Source organism: Moraxella macacae 0408225 (genome assembly GCF_000320365.1).
Classification (GTDB): domain Bacteria; phylum Pseudomonadota; class Gammaproteobacteria; order Pseudomonadales; family Moraxellaceae; genus Faucicola; species Faucicola macacae.
This window is the reverse complement of the sequence record NZ_ANIN01000001.1, coordinates 678,375-697,837: the sequence shown is the minus strand read 5'-3', so window position 1 is coordinate 697,837 and position 19,463 is coordinate 678,375. Positions and strand designations below refer to the sequence as shown.

Here is a 19,463-nt window from a genome sequence, read left to right as displayed (position 1 = left end):
AAAACAAACATGATAAAGGTTCATAATATTACCAAATCTTTTATGACACCGCACGGTCGGCATTATTTGTTTAAAGATTTAAATTTGTTGATTGAAGATAAACAAAGCGTTGGACTTTTAGGGCGTAATGGTGCAGGCAAATCCACCTTGTTAAACATCATTTGTGGTCTTGACAAACCCGATAAAGGTCAAGTCATTACCAACAGTACAATTTCGTGGCCAGTGGGTGTGGCAGGCGGATTTCAAGGCAGTTTAACCGGTCGACAAAACGTGCGTTTTGTTTGTCGCTTGTACTCAAGCGGTGATTTTATTGATGAAAAAATCCGTTTTGTGCAAGAATTTGCCGATTTAGGAAGGTATTTTGATATGCCTGTTAAAAGCTACTCATCTGGCATGCGCTCGCGTTTGACATTTGGGCTAAGTATGGCGTTTGACTTTGATTATTATATGGTAGATGAAGCAGGTGCTGTCGGTGATGCCGCCTTTCGTAAACGCAGCGAAGAAGTACTGCAAGCTCGCCGTGAGCAGTCGGGGTTTTTGATGGTTTCACACAATTTGGGCGATATTGAACGAAATTGCGATATTGGAATTGTACTTATGAATCAAACTGCGGTGATCTATCACGACACCAAAGAAGCAGTCGAGGTATATAAAGAACATGTCAGTCAGTCTAAAAAATAAATTTAACAAAAAGAAACTAAAACAAGGTTTTTTATTCTTGGTTTTGGTGATATTACCGTGGCTTTTGGTGATTTTTTACACCTTGGCTGTTGCTCATCCGCGCTACGTTAGCCAATCACAAGTGGTTGTTAAACAAACCAACGACAACAGTATGCCCACAGGCACGGGGCTTGTGGCTTTACTTGGCGGGGTTAGTACCAGTGTAGAAGATAGCAACTATTTAACCAGTTATATCTTATCCAACGATATGATTACCAAATTAGATCCAACATTTAAATTTCGTGAAAATTTTCGCTTAGATGGATCAGATCTGCTTAATGAACTTAGCGAAAACCCAACAAAAGAAGAATTGCTGGAGTATTTTCAAAAACGCGTGCATGTTGAACTTGATCAAACCACGCATATTTTAAGCATAAAAACCCAAGGTTTTACCCCAAAATACGCTTTTGAGTTGAATCAAGCCTTATTAAAACACAGCGAAGCTTTTGTCAATGACATTTCACAAAAACTTGCAAAAGAACAAACCGCGTTTGCCGAAAAACAACTTGAAGATGCCGAAAAACAAATGAACGAAGCTAAGGCGGCGGTGTTGGATTACCAAAATCGCAATGCTATTTTAGATCCAGAAAGTACCGCTCGAGCGTTAAATAGCTTGATTTCAGGGCTTGAGGCTAATTTAAGTTCACTTCGCACCGAAGAGCGCCAATTATTAAGCTATTTAAATCCAAACGCACCACAAGTTGTGTCGTTGCGCAGCCAAATCAAAGCAGTAGAACAACAAGTCGCCCAAGAACGTGCCAAACTTACCTCGCCTACCAACAATCGCTTAAACAGCAAAGCACTACAATTTGAACAAATCAAAGCCGGTGCCGCTTTTGCTGAAGAAAAATACAAAATGGCGTTAACAACGCTTGAAAAAGCCACAACCGAAGCCAATCGCAAAAAGAAAAACTTGATTGTGATTTCATCACCGTTTCAGGCCGAAGAATCTTTATATCCGCGCCACTGGTATATTATTTTGACATCGCTTGCATTTTTGTTGATTTTTTATGGTTTTGTGCAATTGATTTTGGCAATTATCCGTGATCACCGTGATTAAATTGACCGAACCTGTTTAAGATGATTGCTAAGTTTAAGATGATTGCTAAAAAATATAAAAGGTAACTTTATGAAAATTCAAAATCAATCACGTTTACCCAAGGTAAAAACGCTCGTTTTGGCATGTACACTTATGCCATTTTCGTCGGTTTTTGCAGCAGAAGATCCAATTAACCAACCGCCCCTAACCACGCCGGTGCAAACCAATTCAATTAACCAAAGCAATCAACAATTTGAACAGCAAAGCCAAGCCACCCAACAAGCAATAGATTCTGCAACCCTTGACAGTCAGCCGATTATTACCACCACAAGCAATTACCAAGCTGTAGGTGATAACACCAAAATGTTTGGTGCCCAGATGTTTCGCGGCGCGTTTGCCAGTACTTCTGGGGCAAATTTTAACAGCAGTTATGTGATCAATTCAGGTGATAACATTCAGATTAGAATGTGGGGAGCGTATCAGTTTTCTGCCACCATGACGGTTGATCCACAAGGCAATATTTTTATTCCAAATGTTGGCCCTGTCCATGTTGCAGGGGTGCGTAATGGCAATTTGCAAAACGTGGTAAAATCAGCCGTAAGTAAAATTTATCGTGCCAATGTCGGTGTGTATGCCTCTTTACAAGAAGCCTTGCCAGTTCGTGTGTTTGTTACAGGCTTTGTCAACCAACCCGGTTATTATTCAGGTGTTGCAGCCGATTCGGTGTTGTCTTATATTGACCGTGCAGGGGGCGTTGACCCAAAACGAGGCAGTTATATTGACATTCAAATTCGCCGTAATGGCCGCATCGCCCAACAGGTAAATTTGTATAAATTTTTATTGGCAGGACAACTTGAACCGTTTTCCTTTGAAGATGGTGATGTGATTACCGTTGCCCCACAGCGTAAAACCTTTAGCATTGATGGCGAGGTACAAAACGCTTATACGTTTGAATTTGATGTAGACAATCTGACGGTAAGTGATATTTTAGACATTGCCAATCCAACGCCCAATGCCACTAATATCAGTATCTCACGCGGGGTTGATCGTGCGTTAAAAAGCGAGTATTACACTTTAGAAGAAGCCAAAGATCTAAAAGTTTATAACGGTGATAAATTTGTGGTAACCTCCGATCGCTATGCCAGCACCATTGGCGTGCAGGTGCGTGGTGCTCATGTTGGCAATGGTGTTGTCGTGTTGCCACACGGTGCAACCTTAAAAGACGTCGTTGCCCAAATTCGCCCAAGTGAAACCGCCAATTTAACCGCCTTAAAAATCTACCGTAAATCCGTCGCCGAGCAACAAAAACGCAACATCAACACCGCTCTTGACAAATTACAAGAAATGTCATTGGCAACCCAATCCATCACCAAAGAAGAAGCCAGTTTACGCCAAATCGACGCCCAAATGATTGACAGATTTATTACCAAAGCGCGCAAGGTACAGCCTGATGGCATGATCGTGGTGCAACAAACCGCTTGGCAAGACGTTTTGTTAGAACAAGGCGATGTTATCGAAGTGCCAGAAAAAACCTCCGTGGTAACCGTAAACGGTGAAGTGCGTTTTCAAAATGCGATCACCTTTGATCCAAGCATGACTGTGGGTGATTATATTGCCAAATCAGGCGGTTACAACACCAATGCTGACAAGAAAAACATCATCGTCATTCACCCGAACGGCGAAAACGTGGTGGTAAAAACCGATTATGTGGTAAAACAAGGCGATCAAATCATGGTATTGCCAACTGTAAAAACCAAACGCGTGGAAATTGGACGTGGCATTTCACAAATTTTATATCAAATTGCTGTGGCAACCAAAGTCGTACTGGGGTTATAACTTTTAGTTAATAAGTTTTAGTTAATAAGTTTTAGTTAATCGTGTTTTTGGTTGATCGTGTTTTTGGTTGATCGTGTTTTATTGTTTTTTGCCAAAAGTGTAAAAAAATATGTCAAAAACCGCCTTGTTTTTCTAAAAACCGATTATTAGAAAGATTTATTTACTATTTTATTATATTATCCTTTAAAATTTAGGCTTATACTAACCATAAATTTGTTAAACCAAAATTTTCTAACAAAAAAGGTATCAAGGTATAAACAATATGAAACTTTCAATTTCCACAAAAATTCTATCGGCTGTTGCATTGATTATTGGCATGTCAGGTGTTGCTTCTGCTGAAAATTTTGCCACCGATGCATACGAAGCCGATAAATCAACTGTGTATAAACGCAAGGTTGATTATCAATGTCAAAGTGGCAAGGATTTATCCGTTATTTATGGTTTTAACGCCCAAAAACAACCAACTTACGCCCAAGCATCACTGAATGGCAAACCACGTTTTATGCCTTATAACATGAATCGCTCGGACAATGTAGACACAACCTTTGGTGATGACAATAACTTTAGCCTGAGTACACCTGCTTTGACCTTGAAAAATTACCACAGATCAAGCATTGCCACCGTAACTTCACCATCAAGTGAAATCCTGTACAAAAGCTGTAACGTCAAACAGACAAGAAGAGTTCGGTAAAAAGCGTTGCCAACTGATCTACAAATTTATCAGACAAAATAGTCATGCTTAGGCGTGGCTATTTTTTTGGCTTTTTGTGGGATTTTTTACTTAAATTTTGTTAAAATAGCTCAATTTTATCACCCAATTTTCACAAATTTTTAAGGATAACAACAATGAGTGCTTTTTTACCTGCCGATGAACAACTAAAACTTATCATGCGCGGCGTGCAAGACATTTATTCTCAAGAAGATTTAATGCAAAAACTTGCACAAAAACGCCCTTTGCGTATCAAACTTGGCATGGATCCAACCGCTCCGGATCTGCACCTTGGCCATACAGTGGTGTTAAATAAACTGCGTCATTTTCAAGATTTAGGGCATGAAGTGTTGTTTTTGATCGGTGATTATACCGCACGCATCGGCGATCCGTCTGGCAAAAACGCCACAAGACCGCCGTTATCTGAAGCACAAATCAAACAAAACGCCCAAACTTACGCAGAACAAGTCTTTAAAATTTTAGACCAAAACAAAACCACCATTATGTTTAATTCTGATTGGTTTAACAAAATGTCATCAGGCGATATGATTGGACTTGCCAGTCAATTAACCGTATCCAGAATGCTTGAGCGTGATGATTTTTCTAAGCGTTTTAAAAACAACACGCCGATTTCGCTGCATGAATTTATGTATCCTTTGGTACAAGGGTATGATTCAATTGCCATGCATGCCGATGTCGAGCTTGGTGGCACTGACCAAACTTTTAACCTGTTAATGGGACGCACTTTACAAGGACGCTACAATCAAGAACCTCAAGTATGTATCACCATGCCAATTTTAGAAGGATTGGACGGTGTACAAAAAATGAGCAAATCCCTTGGCAATTACATTGCTATCACCGATTCAGCAGGCATGATGTACCAAAAACTTTTATCCATACCCGATACATTAATTGCCCGCTACTTTGAGTTGCTTAGTTTTAAACCGATGCATGAAATTCACAGCTTGCTTGATGAAATGGCAAATGGTCGCAATCCACAAGAAATCAAACGGATTTTGGCACTTGAGTTGATTGAACGTTTTCACGATAAAGAAAGTGCCGAAAACGCCCATAAATCAGCAGGCAATCGCTTGGCCGATGGTGAGTTACCCATAGATTTGCCAGAAGTTACGCTACAATTAAACAACACGCAACAACTGTTTATCGCTCAAGTACTCAATCAAGCAAATCTTGCCAAAAACGCCGCTCAAGCCAAAGATTTATTAACGCGCGGTGCGGTAAAAGTAGACAGCGAGGTTGTAGACAGCAGTTTTGCCTTAACCGCCGGCCAAACAGTCATTATCCAAGCTGGTAAAAAAGCATATGCAAAAGTAACGCTTGTTTGATTTTTTCAATCAAACGTCTCTTTATAGCCACCTAATTGGTTATGATTATTTGATTAGTTACAATTATTTGATTAGTTACAATTATTTGATTAGTTACAATTATTTGATTAGTTACAATTATTTGATTAGTTACAATTATTTGCCAACAGATTTTTATAAAAAGGTTTTACATGCCCATTACAAGACGTGATTTTTTAAACGGATCAGCCCTTGCAATTGCAGGTGTTAGCACAGGATTATTAACCGCTTGCCAAAAAAATACCCCAAGCAATGCCAAAACCGCCGCCAGTCAACCTGCCAGTACCGCTACGCCAAACTTAAGCAAACAAAAGTTTAGCAATTATCCGCCTGCTTATGACAAATTGCGTGGCAATCACGCCGGTAGTTTTGATGTCGCCCACGAATTGGCATGGAAAGGCAAAACCTTTGACGTAACGGACGAATCTGGCATTGGCGATTATGACCTTGTGGTAGTCGGAGCAGGACTTAGCGGTTTGGCAAGTGCTTACTGGTATCAACAACAATTTCCAACAAGCAAAATTTTGTTGTTAGACAATCACGATGATTTTGGTGGACATGCCAAACGCAACGAATTTCATGCCACTGTTGACGGCCAAGAAATTTTTCGGTTAAGTTTTGGTGGCACAGAAAGCATTGATTCACCAAAAACCCATTATAATCAACAAGATAAAGATTTACTAACGGCTTTGGGTATTGATATTGATAAGTTTGAAACCTATTATGATCAGACTTTTTTTGACAAATTAAACATGAAAAAAGGCGTCTTTTTTAACAGCGCCGTGTTTGGTAAAAGCCACATCATGCCTGATACGCCAAATGCTGAAAATGCCAAACAATTGTTTGCCAATATACCGCTTGATGATACCGACAAGCAGGCGTTAATTGCATTGTACAGCAAGCCCAAAGACTACCTTGCACCCATGCCACAACCAAAACGACAAAATTACCTTAGTGCAATTAGCTATGACAAGTTTTTAATAAAAAATGTCAAATTACCAAAAAAAGCCAAATTGTTTTTAGAAGATATTTGCCTTGAGTATTGGGGTTTTCCAATTGACTGTTTGTCCGCAATTGATGCGTTTTATGCAGGCTATCCTGGGTTTGACAATTTAGGCTTAGAAAATGATGACAACGAAGAGGAACCATACATTTATCATTTTCCCGATGGCAATGCCTCTATTGCACGCCTGATGGTTAAAAAATTAATTCCAAATGTGGTATCAAATTCCAAACACAGCAAAAAAATGTCAGCAATGGAAGCCATTGTACTGGATAAATTTGACTACAGTCAGCTTGATAAGCCAGATCAAGCGGTAAATATCCGCCTAAACAGCACAGTTGTACAAGTTAAAAATTTAACTCCAAAAACAGCCACTGATTCTGAAAGTGCCGATCTTAATAGCAACATTGCAAGCAGTAGCAACATTGCAAATAGTGGCAATCATGTACTAAACAATGTGATGATCGGCTATAAAACAGGTGATACCGTGGCTCGTGTCAATGCCAAACACGCAATTTTGGCATGTAACGCCCATATGATACCATTTATTGACAAACAATTGCCCGAACAACAAAGAAAAGACATGGCGTTAAATGTGCGCGTGCCGATGATTTATAGCAAAGTTTTGGTAAAAAATTGGCAAGCGTTTAAAAAACTGGGCGTTTGGCAATTGTATGCTCCAAAATCACCGTATTGTTTGGTTATGCTTGATTATCCTGTCAGCATGGGTGGTTATCATTATCCAAAAAATCCAGAAGAGCCTATGGTAATTCACATGGTAAAAATTGCCGTTCCGTATGGCACGGGCAATACATTGCGCCAAGCGTGCAAACAAGGGCGAGCCGAAGTGTATGGCAAAAGTTATGCACAATTAGAAAGTGAAATGCTCGATCAGTTGCGTGAAATTTATACATTGGCAAATGAAAAATTGGACGATAATATCCTTGCTATCACCATTAACCGCTGGGGGCATGGCTACAGTTATGAGCAAAATATTCTATGGGACGAAGAAGACGAAGCAGAACGTGCCTTGATATCGGTAAAACAACCACAAGGCAATGTACACATTGCAGGCAGTGATGCAGATTGGAAGCCTTATACTCAAGGAGCGTTTGAGCAAGCATGGCGAGCGGTAAGTGAGATTGTGCAACAAACTCAAAGCATACAGCCAAACTTGTAAGCAAATGCTTACATACAAATCCGTTTTTGTCATCTTGTAGCGCCTTACGATGTTGGCTATAATACCCACATCAACACAAGGAATGAACGGATACAAGGTGTTGTTGCAATGATGCACAAGGATCATGGCTAGTATGCCACCACTTCATGATGAAGACAAAGCCCCCTAAAAACCCAATACAATGCCCAAGTATTGGGTTTTTCTTTTTTAATTGTGCTTGTTTGTTACAAAACCCAGTTAATAATATTTGGCTACAACATTTAGTTGCAACATTTAGTTACATGATTTAGCTACATTATTCAAGTGTCAGACACAAATGCAAAACGTGGTATAATCTGATTTTCCAGTATCACACTTTCACAAAACATCGCAAGCGGTCGCACCCAAACGCTTTGTTGCATTGTGTCATCACCGTACAATGGGCGATATACCACGAACCATTCTTCGGTTTCAGAATGACAAGCAATGTGCAGCACTTGATACAAATTGCCTTTATAATGACGATAAACGCCTGTTTTTATAAGATCATTCATAGCAACTTTTTATAGTTTTGTTAAAATTATAGTTTTATTAAAATTATAGTTCTGTTAAAAAATACGGTTATTGTCATAAGTTTTGGCAAATTTGGCAATGTTGTTTTCAATATTTTTGGCAATATTGAGATAAAATTCACCAAACTCATCATTTGCCAACACGCTTGGTATGCCCTTGTCCATATTTTCACGGATTTTTTTGGCAATTGGCAACCGTCCTAGTAGTGGCAATTGATATTCTTTTGCCAAATTTTCGCCACCACCAATTCCAAACACCTCATCAACATGCCCGCAGTTTGTACAAGTATGCAACGCCATATTTTCTACCACACCGATGACAGGAATGTCGGTTTTGTGAAACATTTCGATGCCTTTTTGAGCATCAAGCAGGGCAATATATTGTGGCGTGGTAACAATTACCGCTCCGGTAACAGGAATTTTTTGTGCCAATGTTAGCTGAATGTCGCCCGTACCAGGAGGCATGTCAATCACCAAATAATCAAGAGGCGGAAAATCAGTGTCATTATACAGTTGCATTAACGCACCAACCGCTTTAATGCCACGCCAAGCCACAGGCGTATTTTTGCTATCAAGCAGACTGCCAATTGACATCACCGCCAAACCATGAGCATCAAGCGGAATAAATTGACCATTTTCAAGCATGGGTTTTTTGCCAGCAACCCCAAGCATGTCAGGAATCGACGGCCCATAAATATCCGCATCTAAAATACCCACTTTTTTGCCTAATTGTTGTAAAGCCAAGGCAAGGTTTACCGTTGTTGTAGATTTACCAACCCCGCCTTTACCTGACGCTACCACGATAATATGCCGAATGCGCGGATGTGGCAAGATTTGTGATTGTTTGGTGGCAGGTTTTGTTATTGGAGTTTCTGCGTGAGTGGCGTTTGATTGGGCAGCGTTTGGCATGGCATTTGTGGTTTTAGGCATTGTTGCTTTGGCTTTATACAACACAACATTCATGTTCACCTCGCCTATTCCTTGTAAATGTAGCATACTGCTTAAATCACTGTGTATTTTTTCTACATCAAGGTTGTCAGGCAAGCGTAAAGTCAAATTTAACACATCGCCTTTGACCTCGCTTTTTTGGATAAAACCGGTAGCGGACTCGCCTGCAATTTGAAACGCTTGCAATGCTTGATTGAGTTGATTTTGGCTAATTTTTTTGGGTTTTTTAAACAACAGCATACTAAACTCCGTGGTTTTTACTCCGTGGCTTGAGTGGTTATTTAGTTTTACATTGGCATTGTAACCAAAAAAATCAAGTTATCTTATTAAATCAGATTGAATGGCAAGCTGCCTGTATCCGCCACTTGTTTTAAGATTAAACGCATAAACTGGCTTGGAGTCATGCCAAAACTTTCAATCACGCTAAAAGATTGTGCTTTTAGTTGCTTATCCAGTCTTAAATTAAAGTTTGTATTCATATTATGCCCTCAAGGTGATTGCATTGCAAAACGATTGTAATGCAAAATTTTGCAATGCACAAGGGTTCTTATTACCCACTCACCTATTCCCCTTCGCCCGATTATGCACTTTACACAGCATCTCACAATTGTCAATTCCCGTTAAGCCGCCTTTACTCCACGCCGTTACATGGTCGGCTTCCATTTCGGTGAGTTTCCAAGTTTTAGTTTTATTGCTATTATCGCCCACGGCACAAAGCGGACAATTAGAAATGTTTTTCTTTTCCGCTTTTTGCGTTTGTTTTTTATAGGCAAGTTCTTTGGTTTTTTTATCAAAAATGCGAATGTCTAATAAGCGTTTATCCAATTCACCGCCCAATACATATTCCCAAATGCCTTTTTTATTTTCCACGCTAGAGTCGGTATACAGTTCGTTTATTCTTTCGCTTAATTTTTGTGGATTATACGGATTTTTACCAAATTGTTCATACAATCTATGCCATTCTAAACCGCACATTTCTTTTTTAATATCAATAAAAATACCACTTGCCCAATCTATTACCGTTTCAAAATAAGTTTTTAATTCATTGATATTATTATCATTGCGATGTCTGCTCATATACTCGCTAATATTGCCGCCGCTTACCCAATCTAATGCCACTTCTAATATTTCTTGGCGTTTTGGATTGCCCTTTACAAAGGCTTGCCATTTATGCAATTTATTATTTTGCGAATTGCTAAATTCTGCTTTGGCCAAAGTTACAAAGCTGCCTGAATACACGGCGTTTAATAATTCTTGATTATTGAGCGGAACGCCAACAATATTAATGGTTTTAAACCACTCTTTTATTTCGCTCTCACTGCCTTGGCATTCATAAACGAGTATGGTGGTGTTTAAAATCAGTTCTTGTTTGTCTTTTGGCAAACTGCTAAAATATTTCGGCGTATTGTCATCATCATTTACCGCAAATTTATCTTTTACAAACCGCCCAATACTGGTAATACGCTGTTGCCCGTCCAGCACTTCAAAAGTATCCGCACCTGTTTGGTTAAAATAAATTAAACCCAAAGGATAACCTTGCAAAATAGAATTAATAACCGCGACATCTTTTGTGCCATCGTTATAAATATAATTGCGCTGATATTCTGGCTGAATGGTAAGTTTGCCGTTTAGGCCGTATAAACCCTTGCCTTCTAATTCATTATAAACAAAGCCTGCGCACAGTTCTTTAATGCTAATACTGGTATTTAATTTAGTTTTCATTGTTTAACTCCTTTTTAATATGACGAATTAAAATCCGTTGATAAACTTTTTCTAATCTATTATTAGTTTCTAAAACCGCACTGGCATTTAAATCATAATTGCCTTTTTTACCAAATTTAGCAAAATAAGCATCGTTTTTTTCTTGGCTTGAATAAACTTTTGTTTTTAAATTATATAAATCTTCATTTTCACACATTCCCAAAATCTCAAACTGCTCTGGACAATATTTATCCAAAAAACTAATCGGCACGCCCATTACGCCGTCATAATCACTCGGTATGGCACTTGTTACGGGAACTTCTATCGCGTTATAATTGTCATATTGTTGATAGGCATTTTTGCCTTGTATTTTTTTATTAAAGCGTAAATTCTCTTCCATGGTTAATAATTGCAAAGGCTGATGCCGACGACCGTGTTCTATATTGGTAAACCAACAAACACCGGGAACTCTATTTACTTTAACGCCATCTTGTTCTCTTTCAAATTTATAACTTTCGGCATAAATAAAACCTTCTGGTACTCTAAAATACATTCCCTGATTAAAATTTGTTGCACCAAGCCAAACTTTATTATCTTGAATTAACGGAAATAAATCTTTATAAGTAATCGCATTCATATTGCCAATAATGGCAAACTGTTTCTCCCCCCCCCCCCGTTAATTATCCAATTTAAAAACTCCCTAAACAACGAAAACGGCGGATTGGTAATAATAATATCCGCTTCATCACGCAGTTGTTTTATTTCATCGCTTCTAAAATCGCCATCGCCCTTTAAATATTCCCATTCCAAATCGTCCAAATCTACAATGCCATCGTTATTATTGTCTTTGGTTAAAGTAAAGATTTTGCCTTTTTTGGTGGATTTAGATTTGTCAAATTTGGGGCTTTGTTCTTCAAATAAAGTCAATTGATACGGTGCGTCCAATTTTTTACTTTCGTGGGCGAAACTCGTGCTAATTAATTTCTTTATACCTAAAGCGTGAAATCTTTGGGCAAAATAGCGCGTAAAATTGCTCCATTCTGGGTCATCGCAGGGCAATAAAATGGTTTTACCGCGAAACACATCGGCATTAAATTCCAAATACGCATTCATTTCTTTTTCAATATCGTGATATTGGGTGTAGAATTCATCGTTTTTGGCTTTTTTGGCGGCGGATAGGTTTTTGTTTTTGGTTTCTTTCATAAATTTTCCTAAAAAAAGACTACAGATTTATTGTAATAACAATTGTTTGGTAAATCAATCGGTTTTGATCACCAAACTGTTGGCTAAGGGCTTGATTGGCCATGTCATGATAAACCTTGCACCACCCAAAGTTGGACTTTCGTCGACACTCATTTTACCATTAAACCAAAACGCAATGCGCGATACGATTGACAAACCCAATCCATAACCGCCCGTGGCACGAGTACGGCTGTCATCTAGACGCGCAAAAGGAATGAACACTTTTTCGCGATCTTTTTTAGGAATGCCCTGGCCGTCATCTTCCACACTGATAAAGGCTTCTTTTTTATTAACGCCTGCAGTTACGATGATTTTTTTATTGGCATAACGCGTTGCATTGCCTGCCAAATTTTGCAAAACGCGGTGCAAATACCGTCTATCCGCCACCGCCACCGCTTTATCGTCAATTTGTCCTGCTTCAACCACCACGGATTTGCCAAGTGCGTTGGTTTCGCGTACAATTTGGGCAACCAAATCTGATAGTTTTATCTCCTCCCACTCCATTTTTGGCGAGCCTTCTTCTAATTTGGCATAAGTCAAAATTTCATCAATCAACGCGTTTAAATCTTCAATGTCTTGCTCAATATAATCACGCTGACTCATGCGATCTTCATATTCATCAGTATCAGCAAGCATGTCCACTGCAAAACGAATGCGTGCCACAGGGGTTCTTAATTCATGCGACACCGCACGCGTCAATTCACGCTGCGACTCAATCAGACGCCGAATATGCTCCGTCATACTGTTAAACGTCAATGCCAAATGAGCAATTTCATCTTCACCAATCACTTTAACCTTAGTATCCAGTTTGCCACCACGAACCTTGCTAATCCCTGTCTGAATCAACTGTAATTTACGCTCGAGCGGAAAAATCATTGCGTACACACCCAGGCTAATCAAAAACATACTTATTAAAGTAATGCTAATAATTAAATTTAGTGGAAACCAATTAAATAGTGGAATTGCACCAAGCACCACGACAATGCCTGGAATTTCAGTTGGAGCTAAAATCCGAAACGATGAGTTTTCGACACTGGCACTGTCTTTAAACGAGATGACAATGTCTTTACGCAACAACCGCGACTGTTGATCAGAGTCCAGTTTTAAATTTTCTAAATTTTGTAGCGACAACTTAAACGGAAAATACGACTGCAAAACCTGCAAGCGTTGTTGCTTGGCCTCTACTGTGGGATAATAAGACAAATCATCTAACAACAACACGCCAAGCCCTTTCATCTGTTGTTCGCTTAATTTTGTGATGTTAACGTAAATGATTTGGTTGCTATTGGCAACCTTATGAAAAATTTCGGCATCGGTGGTTTTTGGATCAAAACGCACCACAGATTTTTGTTTTTCTAAACGATTCAGCTCACTATTTTTAAACTTATTTTTATCAAAATCTTGTAAATGAAAATCATTGTCAAACAAAATACTGACATCATTGAGCCAGCGTTTGCGTGCAATGTCGCTTTTTTGACGCACCAAACCCTCACTGATTAGGTGAAAACCTGCGGTTGCCATGTTTTCGCGGTAAGTTTGCACCCGCTCGGCATTAATTGTTGTCAAAAGCAGTTGAGCAAATAACGCCGCCAACAAACAAACAAGCAGTAACCCTGCATAAATACGCAAAAAAATCGACTGATTTAACGATGAAAATAATGACATAACCAAAAAAAATAGCCAAAGATAGGCTATTTTAGGGAATTGATAAAATAAAGTCTATAGCAAATCTGTCAATGCTGTAAAAACCTGATAAGCAACTTGAACTTGACAAGCAGTTTGAGCTTGACAAGCAACTTAGTAAGTTATGCCACTTGCACTGGAATAACATTGGCTGTGTCTTTTAACACATTGCCTTCATCTAAATACACCAAACGTGGCTGATGTTTGTCGGCTTCTGCTTCGTCCATTTGGGCGTAACTGGCAATAATCACGATATCTCCAAGCTCCGCCATATGGGCTGCTGCACCATTTAGCGAGATTATTTTTGAACCCGCCTCGGCACGAATGGCATAAGTACGAAAACGCTTGCCATTGTTTACATTGTAAATATCAATGGATTCATTTTCACGAATGCCCGCCAAATCTAGCAGTTCACTATCAATTCCGCACGAACCTTCGTAATGTAACTCACAATGCGTAACTCTGGCCCGGTGTAATTTGGCTTTTAACATGGTTAATTGCATACAATTCTCAACAATAAAAACTTTTTGGCAATAAAAATTACCAATAAAAATATCAAAAAAAACGCCTAACCTAATTAGGCAATTTAAAACCGTTAATTGCTTGTTGGACTTTGTCAAACTCACCGTTTAACAAATTAGGCAGTTGATGCATGGCTTCATCAAGCATTAAATCAAGGCTGATTTTTTCATCAGAACTGGGTATGCCAAGCACATAATTAGACACTTGAGATTTGTTTGCAGGCCGTCCAATACCCAGTCGCAAACGGTGAAAATCCGCCCCTAAATGTGGCACAATATCACGCAAACCATTATGTCCGCCGTGTCCGCCGCCAGTTTTAAAACGCATTTGGGCAACACTAAGATCCAGTTCATCATGAGCGATCAGCATGGCATCATTGGCAATGTTGTAAAAATTGACAAAGGGTGTTACCGACTCGCCTGATTTATTCATAAAAGTTTGTGGCAATAACAAACGCACATCATGTCCATGCACTTGTCCGCGTCCAACCAATCCATGAAACCTTTTTTCAAAAGCCAGATCAAGGTTAAAATCCCGAGCAATCCGTTCCACAAACCAAAAGCCAGCATTATGCCGTGTTTTGGCATACTGCTGACCTGGGTTGCCAAGTCCAACAATCAATTTGACTTGAGACAATTTGATTTTAGACACAAAAAATTATCCAACAATCACAAAATTATTCATCATCAGATTTTGGAGCATCGTGAGTTTCGTCTTGAGCTTGAAGTTTACGAGCTTCTTCGTCACCTTCAGGATCACGCGTGCCTGCTGCTTCTTTGTGCTCTTCAGGCTCAATTGGCTCAAGCACTTCAACCGTTGGTGCTTGCATGGTTGCAATTGTACGGTTTACAGCGTTTTCAGCTTGCAATTCACGGATAACCACACCCTCAGGCATTGTTACATCTTGTAGGTGGATAGAGTCACCGATTTGCATAGACGATACGTCAACTTTGATGAATTCAGGGATTTTTGATGGAATACAGGTAACCTCAATTTCGGTTGCATTTGAGGTAAAGATACCGCCTTCTTTGTGGCCTGGAGCAACATCTGCACCTTCATAATGGAATGGTACGGTTACATGCATCTCTTGGCCACGCACAATGCGTTGAAAATCAGCGTGCATCGGAGTGTTTTTGGCCGGATGGCGTTGTAGATCTTTAATCACCACTTCTTCTGTACCATGACCTTCGACATTGATTGTCAAAATGTGCGAGAAAAACGCTTCAGTTTGTAATGATTTGATTAATTCATTATAACGTAAAGCCACTGCCAATGGTTCTTTGTCTGCACCATAAATAATCGCAGGAACTTGGTTTTGTTTGCGTAGGCGGCGGCTCGCACCTTTACCTTGAGCATCAACACCACGTAATACTGCACTTAGTTTTGCAAAATCTTGGTTACTCATAAGAGTTCCTTAAAATAAAAGTTAAAAAACGACATCAATTTGCGACCAATTGATACCATGACACTATTTTTTATGTTCAATTTTTTATGTTCAATTTTTATCAAAAAATTTCATTAAAAAAATAGCAAAAATCTTCTAAAACCGATCTTATATGTATGAGTGTTATTATGTATGAGTGTTATATAGTCTCAAACATTGCACTGATTGATTCTTCATTGTTAATACGGCGTAACGCTTCTGCCAACAAGGGTGCAATGGTTACTTGACGAATTTTGCCACAGGCTTTGGCATTTTCAGTCAAGGCAATCGTGTCTGTTACCACCAATTCATCTAGCACTGAATTTGTGATGGTGTCAATCGCTTTGCCAGATAACACAGGGTGCGTGATATAACCGACAACACATCTTGCCCCATGCTGTTTTAAGGCGGTTGCGGCTTTACACAATGTACCTGCAGTATCTACCATATCATCAATAATCACACAATCGCGGTCTTTTACATCGCCAATAATGTGCATAACTTCCGATTCATTGGCTTTGGCACGACGTTTGTCAATAATCGCCATATCCGCATCGCCAAGCTGTTTTGCCATAGCTCTTGCACGCACCACACCACCAACATCAGGTGAAACCACCATTAAGTTTTCGTAATGTTGTTCACGCAAATCCTTAAACAATACAGGTGTACCATAAATATTATCCACAGGAATGTCAAAAAACCCTTGAATCTGATCAGCGTGTAAATCTACGGTAACCACGCGATCAATACCAACAATGTTTAGCATATCCGCAACCACTTTGGCAGAAATTGGTACACGAGCCGAACGCGGACGACGATCTTGACGAGCATAGCCAAAATAAGGCATCACAGCGGTGATTCGCCCTGCACTGGATCGACGCAGTGCATCAGCCATAACCATGACTTCCATCAAATTATCATTGGTTGGTGCCGAGGTGGATTGTAAAATAAAAACATCTTTACCACGCACGTTTTCTTGAATCTCAACGGCAACTTCACCGTCAGAAAAACGGCCGACTTTCGCCTGCCCCAGTGGAATGTGTAGATGATTGGTAACATTTTTTGCCAATTCTGGGTGGGCATTTCCCGTAAAAATCGCCAAATACGGCATGGTGCAGTCCTGTGATTAATGGCTGAAAATCACCCATCAATGGTTGTTATATCAGAACAACAATAACAAACAACGATTGTTTGGATTTTCAATGACTAAAAGTTAGGATAGAAAATGGCAGGGGTAGCTGGACTCGAACCAACGGATGTCAGGATCAAAACCTGATGCCTTACCAACTTGGCGATACCCCTAAAACTTGCTAAAGAATTACGGTGCGAACTATACCGATTTTGAATGTATTTGTCAATGTATTTGCGTGGTATTTATTGTATTTAATCATGTTCACAAAACGCACTTATCAAACATACTTAACAAAAATATGCACACTTAACAAAAATATGGCAGGGGTAGCTGGACTCGAACCAACGGATGTCAGGATCAAAACCTGATGCCTTACCAACTTGGCGATACCCCTATTTATGAAAGCCGTATTTTAACAAAAAAATTTAAAAAAGCAAGAGATTTTTTATTTTTTTACAAAATTTTATTTTAAACCAACCCAAATTTGCCAAAAACTGGTAAAAAATTGACTAAAAATCTTCATAATATTGGCATAAATACATTACAATTTTGCCAAAATCGGTTATGATATATAGATTTTATTGTTTTTTACACATTGTTTTTACAAATTGTTTTTTTGCAAGCTGTTTTCTTATTCAATGAATTTATCAAGTTATTTAAGGGTTTAATTTTGGCAACTGTGTCTATACGTCCGAAAAAACCGACATTGCTGTGGCTGTTGTTGGGGCTGATTTTGTTGTGCTTGTTTTTGTTGCTGCAATTACCGGCAAATTGGCTTGTGCAAAAATTTATCCCAGACAATCCTTATTTGCAACAAGTATCGGGCAATTTGTGGCAAGGACAAGCCAATTGGCAAGTTGATGAAACCGGTCAAAAAACCTTGGCAGGTACGCTTGTTTGGCAGTGGCAACCTTGGCATTTACTCACAGGCAACATCGGTATGACGGTTACCGTGCAATCAGGTTCAACCAACATTCAAGGATCGGTAAAGTTTGATAAAAACACCATTTGGCTAAATGATTTTAAGGGCAAAATCTCTAAAGACACGCTGGCTTCATTTGCCAATTGGCAACTGCCTGATGCACCTATCATACTGGAAAATTTGGCATTAAAAAAAAATGAGCTGGGGTTTAGTGATGTAACGGGAGATTTAAGCTGGGCGGGCGGTATGCTGCGTTATCCGATGGGTGGGCGGACATATCCAATTGATCTGCCTACCATGCAAGGCAAATTAAACGCTGAAAAACAACGCTTGCATTTGGCAATTAACACCCCACAAGGTCAACGTTTGGGTGATTTTTTTGTGGATAATGACAACATGCTAGATGTAGAATTAACTCAACGCCTGTTAAAGCATATGCCTGATTATCAAGGACAAGGGGCAGATGATAGCGTGGTGATATCACTGCGTCAACCGTTAACAAGTTTTTAAGATCAAGTTTTAAGATCAAGTTTTTAGGATAATGATGAAAAATAACGCCAATCTCGCCTTATTTGGTCTTTTGCCAAAATTACAAAAACTGTATCCGCTGTTATTATTTGTGGCGGTGGTTTGGCTGTGTTGGCTGTTGGCACGTTTGGTATGGCTGATGGTTGCACCACCTGTTGCCCCTACGATTACGCCTGTGGCATTACAGCCTCAAAATACCACACAAACAAGCAGTGGCCTTGATATTTTTGAACGCCCACAACCTGTACAACCTGTCAATCAGCCACCGCCTGATGTAACCGTATTGGGCGTTACAATTGCCAATCCACAATCCTTGTCTTTTGCAATTTTGGCAAATAACGGTAGAGTAAAAAGCTATAAAATCGGTGAAACTTTAGACGATACCGCTTACCAATTAACCGAAGTTTATCGCGATCACATTGTATTAAGCCAAAACGGACAAACCAGCAATGTAGCCTTTGGATCGGCATTTTCCCTTGATCAACGCGACGCCACCAAGGTTTTAAACCCAAATGGTGCAATCTTATCAGACAACTTATTAACCAACACATCAACCAATACCATGCCTATGCAAAACTTACCAACCCAAACTCAAGATTCAACCAATACAATGCTTGACATCAACAGTCCTTCTATGCTTGACAACACAATTGCAGCCTTAAAAGACAACCCATCGGCCTATCTAAGCCAAGTTGGCGTTGCAGCGACAGGCAGTGGTTATTTGGTTACAGACGGTATGCCTCATGATTTAAAAGAACGCTTAGGTTTACAAACAGGCGATCAGGTCATCTCGGTAAATGGGCATGATGTCGGCCAAGATCCAAACCAAGATGCACAACTGTTAGAACAAGTAAAACAATCAGGTCAAGCTCAAATCCAAGTACAGCGCGGTGAACAAACCATCACATTACGACAATCTTTTTAAGTTTTATTTAACAGTTAACATGGTTACCGTTTAAC

General features: G+C 39.5%; 19 protein-coding genes and 2 tRNA genes. 8 read left to right on the top strand and 13 right to left on the bottom strand.

Going from position 1 to position 19,463, the window contains the following annotated elements; translation table 11 throughout:
- The first annotated feature begins 9 nt into the window (after nt 1-9).
- From MOMA_RS03125 to MOMA_RS03095, 6 genes are all read left to right on the top strand, one after another.
- Nucleotides 10-681 (top strand): ABC transporter ATP-binding protein, encoded by a 672-nt coding sequence (locus tag MOMA_RS03125; RefSeq protein ID WP_009767164.1) that lies wholly within the window; start codon nt 10-12, stop codon nt 679-681.
- On the top strand, nt 659-1,780 hold the full coding sequence (locus MOMA_RS03120; RefSeq protein ID WP_009767163.1) for a capsule polysaccharide export inner-membrane protein KpsE: 1,122 nt from the start codon (nt 659-661) through the stop codon (nt 1,778-1,780). Before MOMA_RS03125 ends, MOMA_RS03120 begins: the two co-directional genes overlap by 23 nt.
- Nucleotides 1,781-1,849: 69 nt before the next feature.
- The gene (locus tag MOMA_RS03115; protein ID WP_009767162.1) at nt 1,850-3,595 is read left to right on the top strand and encodes a polysaccharide biosynthesis/export family protein; all 1,746 of its coding nucleotides are present in this window, start codon (nt 1,850-1,852) and stop codon (nt 3,593-3,595) included.
- 262 nt (nt 3,596-3,857) lie between these two features.
- Nucleotides 3,858-4,286 carry an ACP-like domain-containing protein gene (locus MOMA_RS03110; protein WP_009767161.1) on the top strand — a complete coding sequence of 143 codons (429 nt, stop codon included), beginning with the start codon at nt 3,858-3,860 and terminating at the stop codon, nt 4,284-4,286.
- Nucleotides 4,287-4,441: 155 nt separating this feature from the next.
- Complete coding sequence (tyrS, locus tag MOMA_RS03105; protein ID WP_009767160.1) at nt 4,442-5,650, top strand: tyrosine--tRNA ligase; 1,209 nt, start codon at nt 4,442-4,444, stop codon at nt 5,648-5,650.
- 170 nt (nt 5,651-5,820) lie between these two features.
- Entirely contained in the window at nt 5,821-7,851 is a 2,031-nt protein-coding gene (locus MOMA_RS03095; RefSeq protein ID WP_009767158.1) for an NAD(P)-binding protein, read from the top strand.
- A 299-nt stretch (nt 7,852-8,150) separates the two neighbouring features.
- On the opposite strand, the gene MOMA_RS03090 is transcribed toward MOMA_RS03095, so the two are convergent.
- From MOMA_RS03090 to MOMA_RS03040, 13 genes are all read right to left on the bottom strand, one after another.
- A complete protein-coding gene (locus MOMA_RS03090; RefSeq protein WP_009767157.1) occupies nt 8,151-8,384 on the bottom strand; it encodes a DUF1653 domain-containing protein in 234 nt (77 codons plus the stop codon).
- A gap of 54 nt (nt 8,385-8,438) precedes the next feature.
- Nucleotides 8,439-9,590: an Mrp/NBP35 family ATP-binding protein gene (locus MOMA_RS03085; RefSeq protein WP_009767156.1), complete on the bottom strand. Its 1,152-nt coding sequence runs from the start codon at nt 9,588-9,590 to the stop codon at nt 8,439-8,441.
- 86 nt (nt 9,591-9,676) lie between these two features.
- Nucleotides 9,677-9,829, bottom strand: coding sequence for a type II toxin-antitoxin system RelB/DinJ family antitoxin (locus tag MOMA_RS09675; RefSeq protein ID WP_009767155.1), 153 nt, complete (start codon nt 9,827-9,829; stop codon nt 9,677-9,679).
- A gap of 79 nt (nt 9,830-9,908) precedes the next feature.
- A complete protein-coding gene (locus MOMA_RS03080) occupies nt 9,909-11,072 on the bottom strand; it encodes an HNH endonuclease family protein (RefSeq protein ID WP_009767154.1) in 1,164 nt (387 codons plus the stop codon).
- Nucleotides 11,062-11,688, bottom strand: coding sequence for an adenine-specific methyltransferase EcoRI family protein (locus MOMA_RS10035; RefSeq protein ID WP_264622216.1), 627 nt, complete (start codon nt 11,686-11,688; stop codon nt 11,062-11,064). The genes MOMA_RS03080 and MOMA_RS10035 overlap by 11 nt, the downstream gene beginning before the upstream one ends.
- The gene (locus MOMA_RS10030; protein WP_264622215.1) at nt 11,685-12,254 is read right to left on the bottom strand and encodes an adenine-specific methyltransferase EcoRI family protein; all 570 of its coding nucleotides are present in this window, start codon (nt 12,252-12,254) and stop codon (nt 11,685-11,687) included. Before MOMA_RS10030 ends, MOMA_RS10035 begins: the two co-directional genes overlap by 4 nt.
- Nucleotides 12,255-12,308: 54 nt before the next feature.
- Nucleotides 12,309-13,958: an ATP-binding protein gene (locus tag MOMA_RS03070; protein WP_009767153.1), complete on the bottom strand. Its 1,650-nt coding sequence runs from the start codon at nt 13,956-13,958 to the stop codon at nt 12,309-12,311.
- A gap of 140 nt (nt 13,959-14,098) precedes the next feature.
- The gene (gene panD, locus MOMA_RS03065; protein WP_009767152.1) at nt 14,099-14,479 is read right to left on the bottom strand and encodes an aspartate 1-decarboxylase; all 381 of its coding nucleotides are present in this window, start codon (nt 14,477-14,479) and stop codon (nt 14,099-14,101) included.
- A gap of 70 nt (nt 14,480-14,549) precedes the next feature.
- A complete protein-coding gene (pth, locus tag MOMA_RS03060) occupies nt 14,550-15,134 on the bottom strand; it encodes an aminoacyl-tRNA hydrolase (RefSeq protein WP_040625008.1) in 585 nt (194 codons plus the stop codon).
- A gap of 40 nt (nt 15,135-15,174) precedes the next feature.
- Nucleotides 15,175-15,903: a 50S ribosomal protein L25/general stress protein Ctc gene (locus MOMA_RS03055; protein WP_009767150.1), complete on the bottom strand. Its 729-nt coding sequence runs from the start codon at nt 15,901-15,903 to the stop codon at nt 15,175-15,177.
- Between the two features lie 178 nt (nt 15,904-16,081).
- Entirely contained in the window at nt 16,082-17,032 is a 951-nt protein-coding gene (locus tag MOMA_RS03050; protein ID WP_009767149.1) for a ribose-phosphate pyrophosphokinase, read from the bottom strand.
- Between the two features lie 115 nt (nt 17,033-17,147).
- Nucleotides 17,148-17,223: transfer RNA gene (locus MOMA_RS03045), tRNA-Gln, on the bottom strand.
- 148 nt (nt 17,224-17,371) lie between these two features.
- Nucleotides 17,372-17,447: transfer RNA gene (locus tag MOMA_RS03040), tRNA-Gln, on the bottom strand.
- Nucleotides 17,448-17,732: 285 nt separating this feature from the next.
- Here MOMA_RS03040 and gspN point away from each other — a divergent pair.
- Nucleotides 17,733-18,485, top strand: coding sequence for a type II secretion system protein N (gene gspN, locus MOMA_RS03035; RefSeq protein WP_227498091.1), 753 nt, complete (start codon nt 17,733-17,735; stop codon nt 18,483-18,485).
- A gap of 34 nt (nt 18,486-18,519) precedes the next feature.
- On the top strand, nt 18,520-19,428 hold the full coding sequence (locus MOMA_RS03030) for a type II secretion system protein N (protein WP_009767147.1): 909 nt from the start codon (nt 18,520-18,522) through the stop codon (nt 19,426-19,428).
- Nucleotides 19,429-19,463 lie beyond the last annotated feature (35 nt).